The organism is Fibrisoma montanum, from assembly GCF_003583365.1.
GTDB lineage: Bacteria > Bacteroidota > Bacteroidia > Cytophagales > Spirosomataceae > Fibrisoma > Fibrisoma montanum.
The window spans coordinates 82,648-98,638 of sequence record NZ_QXED01000010.1; the positions used below are offsets into that span (position 1 = coordinate 82,648).

13 protein-coding genes are annotated in these 15,991 nt (G+C 56.1%); 8 read left to right on the plus strand and 5 right to left on the minus strand.

Annotated elements, in window-relative coordinates:
- Position 1 precedes the first annotated feature (1 nt).
- Together DYU11_RS27285 and DYU11_RS27290 are read right to left on the minus strand one after the other, a co-directional pair.
- Positions 2 to 1,639 (minus strand): S41 family peptidase, encoded by a 1,638-nt coding sequence (locus DYU11_RS27285; protein WP_229366089.1) that lies wholly within the window; start codon positions 1,637 to 1,639, stop codon positions 2 to 4.
- Positions 1,640 to 1,864: 225 nt separating this feature from the next.
- Positions 1,865 to 3,874, minus strand: a complete 2,010-nt coding sequence (locus DYU11_RS27290; protein ID WP_119670912.1) for an acetoacetate--CoA ligase — start codon at positions 3,872 to 3,874, stop codon at positions 1,865 to 1,867.
- A 298-nt stretch (positions 3,875 to 4,172) separates the two neighbouring features.
- Here DYU11_RS27290 and DYU11_RS27295 point away from each other — a divergent pair, with 298 nt between their 5' ends.
- The 8 genes from DYU11_RS27295 to DYU11_RS27330 all read left to right on the plus strand — a co-directional run bounded on the left by DYU11_RS27295 (position 4,173) and on the right by DYU11_RS27330 (position 12,584).
- Positions 4,173 to 6,164 (plus strand): pseudouridine synthase, encoded by a 1,992-nt coding sequence (locus tag DYU11_RS27295; protein WP_119670913.1) that lies wholly within the window; start codon positions 4,173 to 4,175, stop codon positions 6,162 to 6,164.
- A 223-nt stretch (positions 6,165 to 6,387) separates the two neighbouring features.
- Entirely contained in the window at positions 6,388 to 6,846 is a 459-nt protein-coding gene (locus tag DYU11_RS27300; RefSeq protein WP_119670914.1) for a CHRD domain-containing protein, read from the plus strand.
- Positions 6,847 to 6,980: 134 nt separating this feature from the next.
- Positions 6,981 to 7,640: a deoxyribose-phosphate aldolase gene (locus DYU11_RS27305; RefSeq protein WP_119671029.1), complete on the plus strand. Its 660-nt coding sequence runs from the start codon at positions 6,981 to 6,983 to the stop codon at positions 7,638 to 7,640.
- Between the two features lie 70 nt (positions 7,641 to 7,710).
- Positions 7,711 to 9,183 carry an energy transducer TonB gene (locus DYU11_RS27310; RefSeq protein ID WP_119670915.1) on the plus strand — a complete coding sequence of 491 codons (1,473 nt, stop codon included), beginning with the start codon at positions 7,711 to 7,713 and terminating at the stop codon, positions 9,181 to 9,183.
- Between the two features lie 142 nt (positions 9,184 to 9,325).
- Positions 9,326 to 9,955, plus strand: coding sequence for an outer membrane beta-barrel protein (locus DYU11_RS27315; protein WP_119670916.1), 630 nt, complete (start codon positions 9,326 to 9,328; stop codon positions 9,953 to 9,955).
- 118 nt (positions 9,956 to 10,073) lie between these two features.
- Positions 10,074 to 10,664 carry a transporter family protein gene (locus tag DYU11_RS27320; protein ID WP_119670917.1) on the plus strand — a complete coding sequence of 197 codons (591 nt, stop codon included), beginning with the start codon at positions 10,074 to 10,076 and terminating at the stop codon, positions 10,662 to 10,664.
- Between the two features lie 81 nt (positions 10,665 to 10,745).
- Entirely contained in the window at positions 10,746 to 11,834 is a 1,089-nt protein-coding gene (gcvT, locus tag DYU11_RS27325; RefSeq protein WP_119670918.1) for a glycine cleavage system aminomethyltransferase GcvT, read from the plus strand.
- Between the two features lie 39 nt (positions 11,835 to 11,873).
- Complete coding sequence (locus DYU11_RS27330) at positions 11,874 to 12,584, plus strand: 2-phosphosulfolactate phosphatase (protein WP_119670919.1); 711 nt, start codon at positions 11,874 to 11,876, stop codon at positions 12,582 to 12,584.
- Positions 12,585 to 12,641: 57 nt separating this feature from the next.
- Here DYU11_RS27330 and DYU11_RS27335 read toward each other — a convergent pair whose 3' ends face one another.
- The 3 genes from DYU11_RS27335 to DYU11_RS27345 all read right to left on the minus strand — a co-directional run bounded on the left by DYU11_RS27335 (position 12,642) and on the right by DYU11_RS27345 (position 15,963).
- Entirely contained in the window at positions 12,642 to 12,899 is a 258-nt protein-coding gene (locus DYU11_RS27335) for an acyl carrier protein (protein ID WP_119670920.1), read from the minus strand.
- 111 nt (positions 12,900 to 13,010) lie between these two features.
- Positions 13,011 to 14,357, minus strand: a complete 1,347-nt coding sequence (locus tag DYU11_RS27340; protein WP_119670921.1) for a TolC family protein — start codon at positions 14,355 to 14,357, stop codon at positions 13,011 to 13,013.
- A 28-nt stretch (positions 14,358 to 14,385) separates the two neighbouring features.
- Entirely contained in the window at positions 14,386 to 15,963 is a 1,578-nt protein-coding gene (locus DYU11_RS27345) for a DHA2 family efflux MFS transporter permease subunit (RefSeq protein ID WP_119670922.1), read from the minus strand.
- Positions 15,964 to 15,991 lie beyond the last annotated feature (28 nt).

Here is a 15,991-nt window from a genome sequence, read left to right on the forward strand (position 1 = left end):
ATTACTTCCTCTCCGGCGTGTTGTACGTATATGCTCCCTGCTCGAGCTTGTTGGCCCGGTCAAAAAGCTTCAGCGCCTTCTGATACGTATCGTCCGCGTCGCCGAGCACCTGGAAGAACTCGTTGTTCTGCCCGCCTTTGTTATTCTTCTGGTACACATACCGGGCGATCAGCGCTTTAACCTGCGTCCGGATGTAGTTCTTCGAGCGGTTATACTCTTTCTCGTTGAACTTAACCCCCTGAGCGGTGGCATCCTTCACCAGCCGGTTCATCTGCTCATCATTAATAACAACCGCCTTGTTAAACTCGGCAAACGGCATTTTCTCCAGTTTCTTCCGGTTGTCGTTGGCGTATTCCATCGCAAACTCCCGAATGATGTTCTTGCCGTAGAGCTGCACGAGGTAGTTCGTCTGCCAGCTCGAATCCCGCGGAATGAAGTAATCCGGCGTAATGCCACCGCCACCGTATACAACCCGGCCGGCGTCGGTTTTGAACTTCTTCGACGGGTCGTTCTTGATGCTGTCGGCAATGAAGTACTCCCCCCGTTTCGAGCGCTGCTCCAGTTCGTGCTCGTAGTCGCCGGCCTGACCCGGTACGTACGGTTTCTGAATGCTGCGGCCGCTCGGCGTGAAATAGCGCGAGATGGTCAGCCGCAGTTCTGAACCGTCGGACAACTGGACCGGCATCTGCACCAGCCCTTTCCCGAACGACCGGCGCCCAGCGATCAGGGCGCGGTCATGGTCCTGCAGGGCACCGGCCACAATCTCGGAGGCCGACGCACTGCCTTCATCGATCAGGACAACCAGTGCACCTTCTTCAAACTGTCCGGCGATGCGGGCATAAGTCTGGCGGTCGTAGCGATTATCTTTCCCATCGGTGTATACCAGCAGTTTGTTACCCGAAATGAATTCATCGGCAATGCTCGTTGCCCGGTCCATGTAGCCGCCGGGATTGTTGCGCAAATCGAGCATCATCTGGGTCATGCCCTGCTGTTTCAGCGAGGCCAGCGCCGTTTTGAACTCGTCGTAGGTCGTTTCCGAAAAGCGGTTCACCTTGATGTAGCCGGTTTTACTATCGACCATGTAGGCCGCGTCGACCGAGTACGTCGGAATCCGGTCGCGGGTGACGGTGTAAACCTTCGGCTCCGCGTCGCCTTTGCGCACGATCGTCAGCCTCACCTCCGTACCGCGTTTGCCCCGGAGTGTCTGGAACACCTTGGCGTTATCTACTTTGCTGCCGGTCAGGTCCGTATCGTTCACCCGAATGATCTTGTCCCCGCTCTGTATGCCGGCCGTTTCCGACGGGCCACCCGCCAGGGGCGTCACCACATAGACCGTGTCTTTGTAGATATTGAACTCTACGCCAATGCCATCGAAGCCGCCCTCCAGTTGCGAACGGGCCGCAACGGCTTCCTGCGGATTCATGTAAGCCGTGTGCGGATCAAGCTTTTCCAGCATTTTGTTGATTGAAAAATCCACGAGTTCGTCGGTATTGACGGTATCTACGTAGTTATTTTCAATCAGTTGCAGTATCTCACGGTACTTAGTGTATCCACGTCCGATGTTATTCAGGCTTTTTGCTCCCCCAAAAAACGTCGCGCCAATCAACATGCCGCCCGCGAGCGTAATTCCCATCAGCATCGGCAAACGAACCGTTGCTTTATCGTTCTGAATCCGATGTCTGCTGCCTTTCTGCCGGGCGTCGCTGCGTCCGGTCGACTCATCGCCGAAGTGTACGTTCTCCTCCATTCGTTTCTCGTCCTGAATAACTGTCGTATGTACCCCTAAACGTTTGGAATATAGCTAAATGTTTAGGAGAAAGTCCTAATCGGGATAAAAAAATATGCGCACCACAAAAAGTTAACGTCAGGACTCACTATCGATGGTAAAATGAACGAAGGCATCCAGCGCCGTTGGGTTACGGAGCGTGTCTTTACTGGCCGCCAGAGATGGGTCAACACCGGATAAAATTTTCTTTACCGGCGTTTCGAGCTTCTTGCCGCTGATCGTGTACGGCACCTCGGGAATCACATACACGGCATCCGGTACGTGTCGCGGACTGAACTGCGTGCGCAGCTGTTGTTTGATCCGGCCAACGAGTTCATCCGTCAACGCATACCCATCCCGGAGTACCACAAACAGCGGCAGAAAATACCGGCCACCGGGCTGTTCCAGTCCCACCACCAGGCTATCGGCAATTTCGGGCAGGCCCTCAACGGCGCTGTAGATTTCGCTCGTTCCAATCCGAACGCCATCCCGGTTCAGCGTAGCATCGGAGCGGCCGTAGATGATGACGCCGTTACGTTCGGTAATCCGGATGTAGTCGCCGTGCCGCCAGATACCGGGATACTGGTCAAAATAGCTGCTGAAATAGCGTTTGTTGCCGGGGTCGTTCCAGAAGTAGATCGGCATGGAAGGCATCGGCTCCATGATCACCATCTCGCCCAGCTCACCCCGTACCGGTCGCCCCGATTCGTCAAAGGCTTCGACCTTGCAGCCGAGCAACCGGCTCTGAATTTCGCCGGCGTACACCGGCAATAACGGATTCCCCCCCACAAAACCACTGCATACGTCCGTACCGCCACTCAGTGAGATCAGCCATACGTCGGATTTCACAGCTTCGTAGATCCACTGAAAACCTTCGGGCGGTAAAGGAGAACCCGTGGAGCCGATGGTACGCAGATTCGGAAACCGGTTCAGCAGATTCGGCCGAACTCCCGCCCGCAGGCAGGCCAGGTAGAAAGCCGCCCCCCCGCCAAAATGATTGATCCGGGCCTGCTCAGCCAGGTTCCAGAGCACGTTCAGATCGGGGTAACCGGCCGCCCCATCGTACAGCACCAGCGTTGAGCCCAGCAGCATGGAGCCGAGGGCATAGTTCCACATCATCCAGCCGGTGGTCGAATACCAGAAATAGGTGTCGCCAGCCCGTACGTCCTGGTGCAGCCCCAGCGCTTTAAGATGCTCCAGCAAACACCCGCCCACGCTGTGCGTAATGGCTTTGGGCTTGCCGGTCGTGCCCGATGAATAAAGAATCCAGATTGGATGATCGAACGGCACCGGCTCAAACTGAAGTCCCTCGGGTGCCGGAGTATCCAGTACGTCGGTCCAGAGCGTAGAGCGTTCCAGCTTTTCGGTCTTATACGGGCCGTTTCGGTGCAGATACGGCACCCACACGACCCGCTGCAGCGTCGGCAGGCTGACCCGCAGTTCGCGCATGGCGTTGGTCTTGTCGATGGGTTTACCGTTGTAGGTGTAGCCGTCGACGGCAAAGAGCAGCTTCGGTTCGATCTGCTGAAAGCGGTCGACGATGCTGGCGGTTCCGAAATCCGGCGAGCAGCTCGACCAGATCGCTCCTACCGCGTTGGTCGCCAGAAACGCCACTACAGCTTCGGGGCAGTTGGGCAGCACCGATACGACCCGATCGCCAACGCCGATTCCCTGCTGGGTGAGATAAGCAGCAACGGCCGCGACCTGCCCCTCCAGTTCGAACCACGACATGGTCATGAGCCGGGGTTGCTGTTCGGAAGCAAACAGCATGGCGGGTCGCTGCGTGGTTTTATGCCGAAAGATGTGTTCGGCGTAATTCAGCGTGGCCCCCGTAAACCACTGCGTACCGATCATCCCCGCAGCCGACGACCGGGTGCCTGGCTTGACGATAACCTGGTTGTAGGGCGTATGCCCCTGTACGTCGAAGAATTGCCAGATGCTTTCCCAGAAGTCTTCCAGGTCCGTTACCGACCAGTCCCATAAGTCATCGTAATCACGTAAATACAGCCCTTTTTTGATGAAGAGCCAATCCATGTATCGTTTCAGCAGCGACTGTTCGCGGCTGCGCGGAGTGGGTGTATAAAGCGGTGTCAGTGTAGAGCCGGCCATGTGTCGGTCGATGATGAAGGTTTGTGTCAGGATACGAAAAACAAACCAGATGCCTGCCCTGGCAGACAGTTGGTTTGCAATGGGGCAACAAGGGCATTGCCTTTTTGTAAACGTATTTGTGTTTACTTCTTGCGTATCCGGATTGTTTTTTTGACAAAAAACGTTGTCGGTAAAAGGCGAAGCAGGTAGTTACCAACAAAAGCCGTAACTTTGCAGCCCTTTCTTTATAGAAATACCCCAATCCGCTGAAAATCAGCATCAATACATTTCACAACAGTAGTGATTACTGTACGTTTCCATGAATCAGGATTTTGAACAGAACGACCGGGACAACGGCCGCCGGGATGGTGAGCCACAACCACCGAATGATCGTTCATCGGGTCGTCGGGATGATGACCGCCAACCACGTTTTAACCGGGGCTCGGACTCACGCAGTCGCGACGACGAGCCGCGCTCCAGTCGGGATGACCGCCGGGGCAACGATCGGCCGGACCGCCCGCGGTTCGACCGCGACGCCGATCGCCGGAATGGCGACCGTAACGACCGGTCAGAGCGCCCGCGCTTCAGCCGGGACCGGGACAATGACCGCCCAACCGGCAACGACCGCCCCCGCACGAATGATCAGGGCCGGCCACGATTCAATCGTGACCGCGACGATCGCACTGAGCGGCCACGGACTGACCGGCGGGATGAATCAGGTGAGCGCCGGTTCGGCAACCGCGCCGACCGTCCGCAGAATGACCGTAGCGACCGCCCGCGTTTTGACCGGGACGGACGTAGCGATAAACCCCGCTTCTCCGACGATCGTCGGGACACTGACCGTCGGGGCAACAATGACCGTCGCGGTGCCGATCGTTCGGACCGGCCACGCTTCGACAATCGCACTGAACGCCCGGACCGCTTTGGTGATGCACGGCGTAGTGAAAACCGCAACGAGCGGGGCGATAACCGATTTGGTAATGAGCGCCGTTTTGAAGAGCGTAACGATCGACAGGACAATGACCGGCGGGGTGCCGACCGGCCGGACCGCCGGCGGTTCGACCGCGACGCCGATCGCCGGGATAACGACCGCAACGACCGGCCGCGCTTTGAGCGCCGGGATGCAGGTAGTGAGCGCCGGTTCCCGAACCGGGATGACCGTAGTGAGCGACCACGTTCTGATCGGCGCGACGATGACCGCCGAAACAATGACCGTAGTGACCGTCCCCGCTTTGACCGCGACGGACGTAGCGATAAACCCCGCTTCTCCGACGACCGTCGGGACGCCGACCGTCGGGACAACAATGACCGTCGCGGTGCCGACCGTCGGAGCGCCGACCGTTCAGATCGCCCCCGGTTTAGCCAGGACCGCACTGATGATCGCCGGTATACGAAACGGCAGGATGACCGCGCTGAACGGCCCACCGCACCCGATGCCGAAAACCGGTTCACGAACGAGCAGCGCAGCGAGTCGCGCGATCGGCGTACGGGTCGTTTTGACCGGTCGCCGGACTATGACTTCGAAGCGATCCGCGATGGTTTACCGGCAAAGCAACGGGTTAAAATGGATAAAGAGACCAGCAGCAGCCGTACCAGTGAGCCGGGCCTGACGCGACTGAACCGGTACATTGCCAACGCAGGTATCTGTTCGCGCCGGGAAGCCGACGAACTCATTGCACGGGGCGACATCTCGGTGAACGGCAACGTTGTGACCGAGATGGGCTATAAGGTGAAACAGGGCGACATCGTTAAATTCGGCACCAAGGTATTGAACCCGGAAAAACTGGTGTACGTCCTGCTGAACAAACCGAAAGACTATATCACGACAACCGACGATCCGGAAGAGCGCCGTACCGTAATGGAGCTCATCGCCGATGCGGGTAACTTTCGGCTGTATCCGGTCGGTCGTTTGGACCGTAACACCACCGGCCTGCTGCTTTTAACCAACGACGGCGAACTGGCCGACAAGCTGACGCACCCGTCGAACAACATCCGGAAAATCTACCAGGCCGAACTCGACAAGCCCGTCACGGAAGAGCACTTCGAAGCCATTCAGCAGGGAGTCGAACTGGAAGATGGGTTTATCAAACCAGACGCCCTCAGCATTGTGACGCCCGACGCTCAGGTGATCGGTATTGAACTGCACAGCGGCCGGAACCGGATCGTGCGCCGGATTTTTGAACACTTCGGGTATGAGGTAACCAAACTTGACCGCACCACCTACGCCGGGCTGACCAAGAAAGACCTGCCGCGGGGTAAGTGGCGGTTCCTGGAGCCGAAAGAAGTCGTTAAGTTAAAGTACTTCAACTAATTTTTTTCAGACAGCCGTAAAAGCGGGTTTCCTTTACAGAGGGCCCGCTTTTCTGATTTTCAGCGGGTTATTTTCACGAAGATTAGCGGAGGTTCGTTGATAGAAATGACCGGACTAACTCAACAAAAGTCCCGAACGACCCGTTAGAAGAAAGACACATGAAATATGACTTGAACATCCTTTCGTGTGCTTATTGCTTTATCCAACTAAACATCACTACGTTATGAATGCAAAAAAGTTGCTCATGGCCCTGGCACTGATGGCCGCCCCAATCCTGATGATTTCCTGCAACGACGACGACGATTCGACCCCGGACGATCCGAACGATACGTTTGGCGCTACGTTGAACGGTGGTCAGGAAGTGCCGCCAACCAGCTCGACAGCTACCGGCACCTACGCAGCCAACTACAACCGGGTAACGCGGGTGCTGAGCTACACGGTAGCCTACCAGGGCTTTACGCCGACTATGGGGCACATCCATTCCGTAACGGCTACCACAGCCGAGGGTAACAACGGGCCGGTTTCCATTGGCTTTACCTCGCTGACCTCGCCAATCGTCGGACAAACTACGCTTACGCAGGCCCAGCAGGACGAGATGTATGCCCGGCGGACGTATGCCAATCTGCATTCGGCGCAATTCCCGAACGGAGAAATCCGGGGGAACATTCGCCAGACTGATTAACAGGGCTTCATATCGCCACCATTCGTACACGAGCAAAAGCCCCGATTTCGGGGCTTTTATCGTACTATAGCTGATCAGCGCAAACAACGCAGCCCCTGGTTTGGTCTTATCGTATACGATCAATTCCCATGCCTTTGAACCACCTCTTTCCCTACATCGAACGAACGCTGCTGCATCCGGATGTAACGATCAACGAGCAGTACGAAGCCATGGACGAAGTCACGCAGCTGGGGCTGGCCGGGCTGACGGTCGCGCCTTTCTGGGTCAAAAAATTCCGGCGCGAACTAGGCGATTCGCACCCGGCCGTGCTGAGTACGGTCGTTGGCTATCCCTACGGCTACCAGCGCACGGAAGCCAAACAAACCGAAGTCGAATGGGCGCTTAAAGACGGAGCCAGCGAAATCGAAGCGGTGCTGAACACCTCGGCGCTGTTCTCTCCAACATCGGTCTGGCTGAAGATCGAACTAGTCAAACTGGTTGCGCTGGCCCATGCCGAGGAAAAACTGTTCACGGTCATCCTGGAGTCGTCGCTGCTGGATCGGGAGCAGCTGACCAGCCTGATCAAACTCGCAGCCGACGCCGGCACCGACTTCATCAAAAACCGGACCGGCGTAGATCTGACCAGCGGTTTCACTATCGACGACGCCCTGACGTTCAGACGCATAGTACCTTCGTCGGTGGGGGTCAAAATTGTAGTGGATGGGGCCTCAGAAAGCGAGATGGAGCAGCTGGTAGCGGCCGGTGTAGAACGGCTGGCACTGGGTTCGTCGCTGGCTACGTTATCGAATAATTAAACTTTTGTACGTATTCTGTTACGTTCTTATTCTTGGTTAATTTGCGATTAGCTACATCACGAACCAACCAATGAAAATCAGTTTCCTTTCGCTTTTCTTTCTCTTCCATTTGCCCCTGTTTGCTCAACAACAAGTTTTTAAATCCTTTGAAGTTGACAAACCAGCCGAACCCCAGGGCGGCACGCAATACCTCGACGCGTTCGTTCAGGCGAACCTCCGCAAACCAATACCAGCCCGGGCGCAGAACATCACTGGCCGCGTGATTCTCAGCGCCGTTATTCAGGCTGATGGTTCTCCGACAGATGTAAAGGTTATCAAGTCCCTACGGCCCGACTGCGACCGCGAAGCCCTGCGGGTGTTTTCGCTGTATAAAAACTGGGCGCCCGCCCGGAAAGCCGACAAACCGGTATGGCAGGAGGTCACATTCCCGATTCTGTTCAAGTCCAACCAGCCGTTTCTGTATGTCGACGGCGCAACCATCAGCTATTATGACAAGGATTTTAAGGAGCTTCCCGACAGCACGGAGCAAGTCCGCTACAAGCAGGTAAGTCCGATGGATTCGGCCGGGCTGCCCACCGCCGACGTCGTGGTATTCGAGCGCAAAGGCAAGTCCTGGCAGGAGTACAACCGGCTACGGTTAGTCCGGGAAGAGGTAAAACAAAGCAAAGCAACCGAGAAGCGCCGGTTTCTGGCCGGCTACCAATCCCGACCGAACAGTTGGGAAGGTATCGTGTACGAGATTGACGAAGCGGGCATAATCCGCAGCCAGCAGTCGTATGAAAAAGGGCGCGCAGTCGGCACCTCGCTTCAGTATGCCCCGTCCGGCGTCCTGCTGGAAAAGCGGGAGCCCTACGACACGCAGGTAGTCACTACGTCGTGGTTTCCCAATGGGCAGCTTCGGCAGATCCTGGTCGGGCCTACTCCCAAACCAGGAAGCAATAAAGCCCCGGAACCGATTGCACCTGGAAAAATAATGGGTTTATGGAACAGTTCGGGCGAACACCTTGTCAGAGAAGGCAATGGCCTGGCTGTATTGACTGACAACCAGCGCTCTGAAAAAGATACGGCTCAGCAGACGCTGTTCGTTGAAAAAGGACAGGTGGTTGACGGACTCAAACAGGGCGTCTGGACCGGCAGCTACGAAGATGGCTCGTATTATTACGAAGAGGTGTATGACAAAGGCATCTGCCAGCGTGGAAAATCAATTACGTTTGGCGCCGATACACTACGCTACACCGTTCCTGAGCAGCAACCTGAATTTCCGGGGGGTATGCAGGCGCTGGGCCAGTTTCTGTCGCAAAATCTCCGCTATCCTGCCGAGGCCCAGAAAGCACGGGCACAAGGGCGGGTTCAGGTTAGTTTTGTTGTGAATACAGACGGCACCCTTTCCGACGTACGGGTTTGGCAGGGGATCGGCTTTGGGGCAGATGAAGAAGCGATCCGGGTTGTTGAAAAAATGAGCGGCAAGTGGAAACCGGGTATTCAACGGGGCCGCAAGGTACGGGTAAGGTACAATCTGCCCATCAACTTTTCCTTTCAATAATATTCCGGCGTGAAGAAGCCTTCCTGTCTATTTGTTTGGCTGCGGATCGCTTACTTTACGTCATCATGTATAGCGGCTGGTCGGGTCATCGGAATCGGTCGACGCGCCAGCCAGTGGGTGACTACTTATACTTAACCACGCTATGAGAAAAACATTACTGTTTCTGTTCTTCCTGAATGCCTCACTCACGTACGCCCAGTTTCCCCTGCACAAAAACTCGGTGCGGGCAACCGTAGATTATATGACGCTGGCCAACCCGGACGATGCAGGCCTGCGTTTCAGTGTTCAGGCTGCCCGGCATTTTCTCAACGACCGGTTTGTCATTGCCGCCAGCTTTGGCTACCTGACGTATTCGGCCGATCAGCAGACGTTTACGGACGTACCCTTAGGCCAGGACCAGCGAACCCGGATAACCGGCGACCTTACGTTCCTCTATGACTTTCTACCGACCAATCGCCATGCGTTGCGGGTAGGAGCCGGCCCCTCGCTCTGGTACCGCGACGACAACATACTGGCCGGGTATTATCTGGTCCGGCTGCCGGATGGTAGCCTTGCCACCACATCGGTGCAGCGCGAGCGCCGTCAGGCGAATGATTTTGGCTACCACCTGACGGTTGAATACGAGTACCTGATCAAACCAAACATATCGCTGCACAGCCGAATTGGGTACGCGGATCTGATCGATGGTGGTATAAGCGGTATGGCGGGTCTGGGTGTTGGCTACCGGTTTTCGTTTAAAAAGCGGGCCGTCGCGCAGCCGGTTTCTCAGTAATGATCTTACCGTCGTCAATGCCATGTCAGCCTGTAACGGTGCGTTAAAAAATTTAATATAGAGTTACATATCATCCATCAACAAACGGACGTTTTAGGCGAGTCAACCTCCTATCCTCATGAAAAACGTCCTGTATCTCTGCCTTCTATTGCCTTGCTGCGTCAACGCTCAAGCAAGTAGCCAACAGGAGCCCATTCGCCCTGCCTTTAGCCAATCGTTTGATCGGGGTAACTGGCAATTTACTGCCCGTGGCGGCTATTTGCGCGGCATTTTATTCCGAAATCGGATCAATGCACAACTCAATGCAGGCTATTTCGTAGCCGACAAATTACTCCTGGGGGTGTCTGGTCTGTACACCCGTGAGTGGTTTGGCAAAGCTGGTTATCAAACCCTCGGTGCCGGACCTATGGTGCACTGGCAGATTACGCGAACTCGCGTATCACCTTTCGTTGAGCTATCCTATCAGTTTGAACGCCGAACCTTGACTTCACCGGGTGTTACCAGGCAGGAACCAGGGCTTCAGCGGTCGGCGCTGTTTATGCCGGGCTTAAGCATTGGGCTCTCTCCTGCCCTCCGTGCCGAATTGAGCTACGGCTTTCAGTATAACGTACGTACGCTTTCCGATGGTTTCTCCAGTCGTCGGTACAAAGGCTATTACATTCACCCTCAGTTTGGTCTTTCTTATACCGTCGCCCGAAAGCGCGGCTAGCTGACTCATATTTGTTCTATTCGGGTCTTTAGCCGGTTTATCCCCATTTTTCGATAAATTTGTCGGATAATCCCCGGTTAAATGTCCCTGAAGCAAGTTCCTCTCCATCACGTTCATCAGCAATCAGGCGCGAAGATCGTGCCGTTCGCGGGCTTCGAAATGCCCGTTCGCTATACCTCCGATCTCGACGAACACAACACCGTCCGTAACGCGGTCGGGATTTTCGACGTATCGCACATGGGTGAGTTCATCCTTAAAGGCGAAGGTGCGCTGGAGCTGATCCAGCGCGTTTCGGCCAACGATGCGTCCACGCTCTACGACGGTAAGGTACAGTACAGTTACCTCCCCAACGACCAGGGCGGCATTGTCGACGACCTGCTCGTGTACCGGATCAGTGCAGTCGAATACATGCTCGTTGTCAACGCGTCGAATATTGAAAAAGACTGGAACTGGATCAGCCGGCACAATACCGGTCAGGTCGATATGGTCAATATCTCCGATGGGATGTGCCTGTTTGCCGTGCAGGGGCCATTGGCGGCCAAAGCGCTCGAATCCCTGACTCCGGCCAAACTGGATTCGATGGGGTATTATACCTTCGAGAAAACGGATTTTGCCGGAGCGGCCAACGTCATCGTATCGGCTACGGGCTATACCGGCGCGGGCGGCTTTGAAATCTACGTCGCCAATGAGCAGGCCGAAGGAGTCTGGCAGGCGATTCTGGAAGCCGGAAAACCCTACGGCATCAAACCCATCGGGCTCGGGGCCCGCGACACGCTGCGGCTCGAAATGGGCTTCAATCTGTACGGCAACGACATCACCGACGAGACCTCACCCATCGAAGCCGGCCTGGGCTGGGTTACCAAATTTACCCATGACTTCATCGGGGCAGACCGGTTCAAACAACAAAAAGAGCAGGGCGTCAGCCGGAAACTGGTCGGCTTCGAAATGATCGACCGCGGCATTCCGCGCAGCCACTACGCCCTCAGCGATGCCGACGGCAACGTAATCGGCGAAGTAACGTCCGGTACGCAGTCGCCCACGCTGGGAAAAGGCATTGGTCTGGGCTACGTATCGACGGCCTTCAGCAAACCCGGCACCGACCTCTTCGTCAACGTGCGCGACCGGCTGCTCAAAGCGCAGGTTGTTAAGCTACCCTTTGTAAAAAAATAAGCTGAACCGCACAGGCCCGCCTGTGCGGTTCTGACAACTATGAAACAAATCGACGTTTGTTTGACGCCGGAACTCCTGCATCTGCACAGGATGGACAACACCATTGTCGTCGTGGCCGATGTGTTCCGGGCGACTTCCTGCATGGTAACGGCTTTTGCTTACGGAGTGGATTGCATCATTCCCGTGGCCACCATCGACGAGTGCCGGCTCTGGCAGGAACGCGGCTACCTGGCCGCAGCCGAGCGTAACGCCCGTAAAGTGGACGGCTTCGAACTGGATAATTCGCCATTTACGTATATGCAGGAGATGATTCGGGGCGAAAAAGTGGCCATGACCACCACCAACGGTACGTATGCCATCACCCGGTCGCGGTCGGCGGTGAAAGTGCTGGTTGGTTCGTTTCTGAATCTGGAAGCCATTGCGCGGTATCTTCGTTCGGAACCGTACGACGTGCTGGTGCTATGCGCGGGCTGGAAGGGTAAGGTCAATCTGGAGGACACATTGTTTGCGGGCGCCCTCGTTGACCGGATGAAGAGCCATTTCATGACCGCCGAAGACAGCGCCCTGATGGCCTGGCGATTGTACCAGCAGGGTAAAGACAACCTGCTCAGCTACCTCGCCAACTCGTCGCACATCCGGCGGTTGCAGCGCCTGGGCATTCAGCGCGACATCACCTACTGTCTGCAGCATGACCTCTACGACGTTATTCCGGTGCTGCGGGGGAGCTCACTGGTTAGCATGGAGCTGTAAAAACTGAAAAGCCAGGCATCCAGGCCTGGCTTTTCGGTTGTATTGAGCGGACTACCATCAGGCCACTTCGGCCTCTGCCACCTGCTGTTCGTTTTGCAGGTAGTCATAAACCCCCTGTAGCGTGGTCAGTTTAGGGTAATCTTCGTCGGGAATACGGATACCAAACTCCTGTTCAAGCTGCATAATCAGGTCCACACTGTCGAGGCTATCAAAGCCCAGATCGCGGTTGAAATGCAGTGGCCGGCCGGCCTGTTCGACCAGGGCCGACTCCTGGATGCCAAAATTTTTGAGTAGCTGGATAACGCGCTCTTTCATACTCAGCGGTTTTTTTTAAGGTTGATGGGTGATCTGCTTACGTTACTACTAACTCTTCCGCACGAAATTTGGTATGTGGCGACGTAGTCAATTTTAGAATTTTTAACAAGTCTATTGCAGGCTTTCCCCGAGCAGCCGCTTCAGTTCGAGCTGATTGAGCAACAACTGGTATTGGAACGTCAACCGGCCCAGTTCGGCTTCTTCCACGCCCGTTTCCGCACTCTGCAATTCAACGTTTGTAATCACGCCGTTGCGCAGCCGGGCATTGGCGATGTCCAGCGCCTTACGGGCCTGAAGCACCTGCGTTTCAAGGTTTTGCAGGCGGCTCTGGTTGCTTCGGATATCGGCGTTCAGTTGCGCGATACTCTGCCGCAATTGAGCGTTGGCCGTTTCGAGGGCGTATCGGCTGGCGTTCAGATTAAGCTGAGCCGCCTGGTTCTGCAATGAATAGCGACTCCCGGCATAGAGCGGTACTACGATGTTGATACCGGCCGCCATGTTGGCCCGTGGTTTCTCCACCTCCAGCGGATAGCCATTTTTAAAACCCGCCGACCCGCTGAACGCGATGCTGGGCTGCCCGGCCCGCTTAGTCACCAGGATGTCGGTCTCAGCGGCCCGCAGCCGCTCCTGAGCAAGCTGAACATCCTTGTTGCCGGCCAGTACACCCTGCACATCCCCGCTGAGATTAAACGGCTGAACCGACGTACCGGCGGCCGGTACGCCTGCCGCAGCCACCCCGGCGTTGAACTGATTTACAGCCTGACTTACGTTCGGGTTCGGAATCCCCGTCAGGTACGTCAGCAGGGCCAGCTGGCGCTCCAACTGGTTCTGGATCTCGATCCGGCGGTTGGTGGCGGCTTTCACCCGTACGGCCTGCGTCAATACGTCGTATTCGAGGGCATCGCCGTTTTGCAGCCGCGTCGACAGCAGCCGAACGTTGGCACTTGCCGTTTTGATCACCGAATCCTGCACAGCCAGACTCTTTTGCAGAAACCCGACCCCGTAGTAAGCCGAGGCCACCTGATAGCCCAGCGTCTGCTGAGTCAGTTCGTAGGTCCGGCGCAGCACCTGTACGTTGTCGGTTGCCTGCCGGACAGCAGCCTCCGTCCGACCAAAATCATAGATTGTCTGCCCAATCCCGACGTTGCCGTTCAGGTTGTTGTTCGGGGCCAGCTTCAGATTAGCCTCCTGCCCGTTGACCGGAAACGTAACCTGCGGCACCGGCGTGATGTAGGTGTAATTGCCGTTCAGGTTGACCGACGGCCGCAGGGCTGTGCGGGCGACATCGATCCGCAACTCACCGGCCCGGATCAGCTGATCCTGTTGTTTCAGAACCGGATAGTTGGCGTTGGCCTGCTGAATCAGCGTCCGCAGTTCGTCGGGCAGCGGCACCGGTTGTGTCTGAGCGTACGCAGCACTGCCTGCCAGCGTAGCGACGACTATATAAACTAATTTCATTGCGTTTGTCACGAGAGTTTGACCAGTTTTAGTGCGCTGCTTCAGCGGCCGCTTTGGCCGTGGCAGCATCCATTTTTTTGTTCTGCAACAGAAACAGCAGCGGAAACGACACGATGAAAAACACCCCGGCCAGCCGGAACGTATCGAGGTAGGCCAGCAGGAGCGTTTGTTTCTGAATGGCCAGTTCGAGGGTACGGTACGCGCCCGCTATGGCGTCGAGCGAATTAACGCCTTTCGCAATCAGCGCCTGCGCCATACTGTTGATCCGGTCAGTTGCCAGGGGGTTATCCGGGTTGATGTTCGCTACCAGATCGACGCGGTAATACGCCGACCGCTGCGCGATGTAGGTGTTGGTAATCGCCACCCCAAACGCTCCGCCCAGTTGCCGCGTCATGTTGGTGAACGCAATACCGGTCGGCAATTCAACCGGTTTCAGCGTCGAGACGGAGGAGTTAATGAGCGGTACGTTCAGAAACGCCAGCCCGACCCCACGAATGAGCAGCGCCTGCGTAAAATAGCCGTCGGTTGTTTCGGCGTTATAGCCCGACATCATGAAGCAGAAAATGGCAAAGAGTATGTAGCCGGCCATCACGATGTAGCGGGGTGATACACCCTTGGCCAGCAGCCGCCCTACCAGTGGGAAACAAATGGCCGCAATAGCGCCACCGGGAATGAGCAATTGCCCTGTTTTAGTAGCCGTATAGCCGATCACGCGCTGTACGAACAGCGGATACAGCAGCACGGAGGTGAACAAGCCGTAGCCAACCACAAAGACCAGAAAAGCCCCCAGCGCCAGATTACGGTTCTTCAACACCCGTAGGTTGAGCACCGGCGTTTTGGTACCACGCAGTTCGTACCAGATAAACAACGGTATGGCAATAACCGCAGCCACCGTCAGGTACAGGATGATGTTGTCCTCGAACCAATCGTCGGCTTCCCCGCGCTCCAGTACGTATTGCAGACTACCAACGCCCACGGTAAGCAGCAGAATCCCGGTCCAGTCGATGCTGATCCGGCTGCGGTCAATATCGTACTCATCCTCCTTCTTCTCGATGAAATTTAAACTCAGAAAGACCGCCAGAATGCCCACCGGAATGTTGATGTAAAACATCCAGCTCCAGTGGTAATTGTCGATAATGTAGCCACCCAGCGTCGGGCCGAACGTTGGTCCCAGCACGATACCCAGACCAAACAGCGCCGAAGCCAGTGCCCGCTGCTGGGGCGGAAAGGCATCGAACATAATTCCCTGCGAGGTCGACAGCAAGGCGCCACCGCCTACCCCCTGCAGGAAGCGGAACGCGACGAGCGTCCAGAGGTCCGGGGCTACCCCACAGCCGTAGGAAGCCAGCGTAAACAGGATAATCGACCCGATGTAGTAATTCTTGCGACCGAAATACCCCTGCAAAAAGCTCGTCATCGGAATCACGATCACGTTCGCGATGCCGTACGACGTAACCACCCACGAAACGTCCTCGATGGTGGCGCCGAGGTTTCCGGCAATGTCGGTCAGGCCGACGTTGACGATGGAGGTGTCGATCAGTTCCATAATAGCCGCCGAAACAGCCGTTATGACGACGACCCACCGCCGAAATCCAGTTTGTGCCATGATTTAGAGAGGGAGAAAAGGAGGAGGG

What these genes read in the sequence shown, in the direction of transcription:
- DYU11_RS27345 (WP_119670922.1), bottom strand. Translation starts at nt 15,963, where the DNA reads ATGGCACAAACTGGATTTCGGCGGTGGGTCGTCGTCATAACGGCTGTT.
- DYU11_RS27310 (WP_119670915.1), top strand. Translation starts at nt 7,711, where the DNA reads ATGAAAATCAGTTTCCTTTCGCTTTTCTTTCTCTTCCATTTGCCCCTG.
- DYU11_RS27295 (WP_119670913.1), top strand. Translation starts at nt 4,173, where the DNA reads ATGAATCAGGATTTTGAACAGAACGACCGGGACAACGGCCGCCGGGAT.
- DYU11_RS27330 (WP_119670919.1), top strand. Translation starts at nt 11,874, where the DNA reads ATGAAACAAATCGACGTTTGTTTGACGCCGGAACTCCTGCATCTGCAC.
- DYU11_RS27315 (WP_119670916.1), top strand. Translation starts at nt 9,326, where the DNA reads ATGAGAAAAACATTACTGTTTCTGTTCTTCCTGAATGCCTCACTCACG.
- gcvT (WP_119670918.1), top strand. Translation starts at nt 10,746, where the DNA reads ATGTCCCTGAAGCAAGTTCCTCTCCATCACGTTCATCAGCAATCAGGC.
- DYU11_RS27300 (WP_119670914.1), top strand. Translation starts at nt 6,388, where the DNA reads ATGAATGCAAAAAAGTTGCTCATGGCCCTGGCACTGATGGCCGCCCCA.
- DYU11_RS27290 (WP_119670912.1), bottom strand. Translation starts at nt 3,874, where the DNA reads ATGGCCGGCTCTACACTGACACCGCTTTATACACCCACTCCGCGCAGC.
- DYU11_RS27335 (WP_119670920.1), bottom strand. Translation starts at nt 12,899, where the DNA reads ATGAAAGAGCGCGTTATCCAGCTACTCAAAAATTTTGGCATCCAGGAG.
- DYU11_RS27320 (WP_119670917.1), top strand. Translation starts at nt 10,074, where the DNA reads ATGAAAAACGTCCTGTATCTCTGCCTTCTATTGCCTTGCTGCGTCAAC.
- DYU11_RS27340 (WP_119670921.1), bottom strand. Translation starts at nt 14,357, where the DNA reads ATGAAATTAGTTTATATAGTCGTCGCTACGCTGGCAGGCAGTGCTGCG.
- DYU11_RS27285 (WP_229366089.1), bottom strand. Translation starts at nt 1,639, where the DNA reads ATGCTGATGGGAATTACGCTCGCGGGCGGCATGTTGATTGGCGCGACG.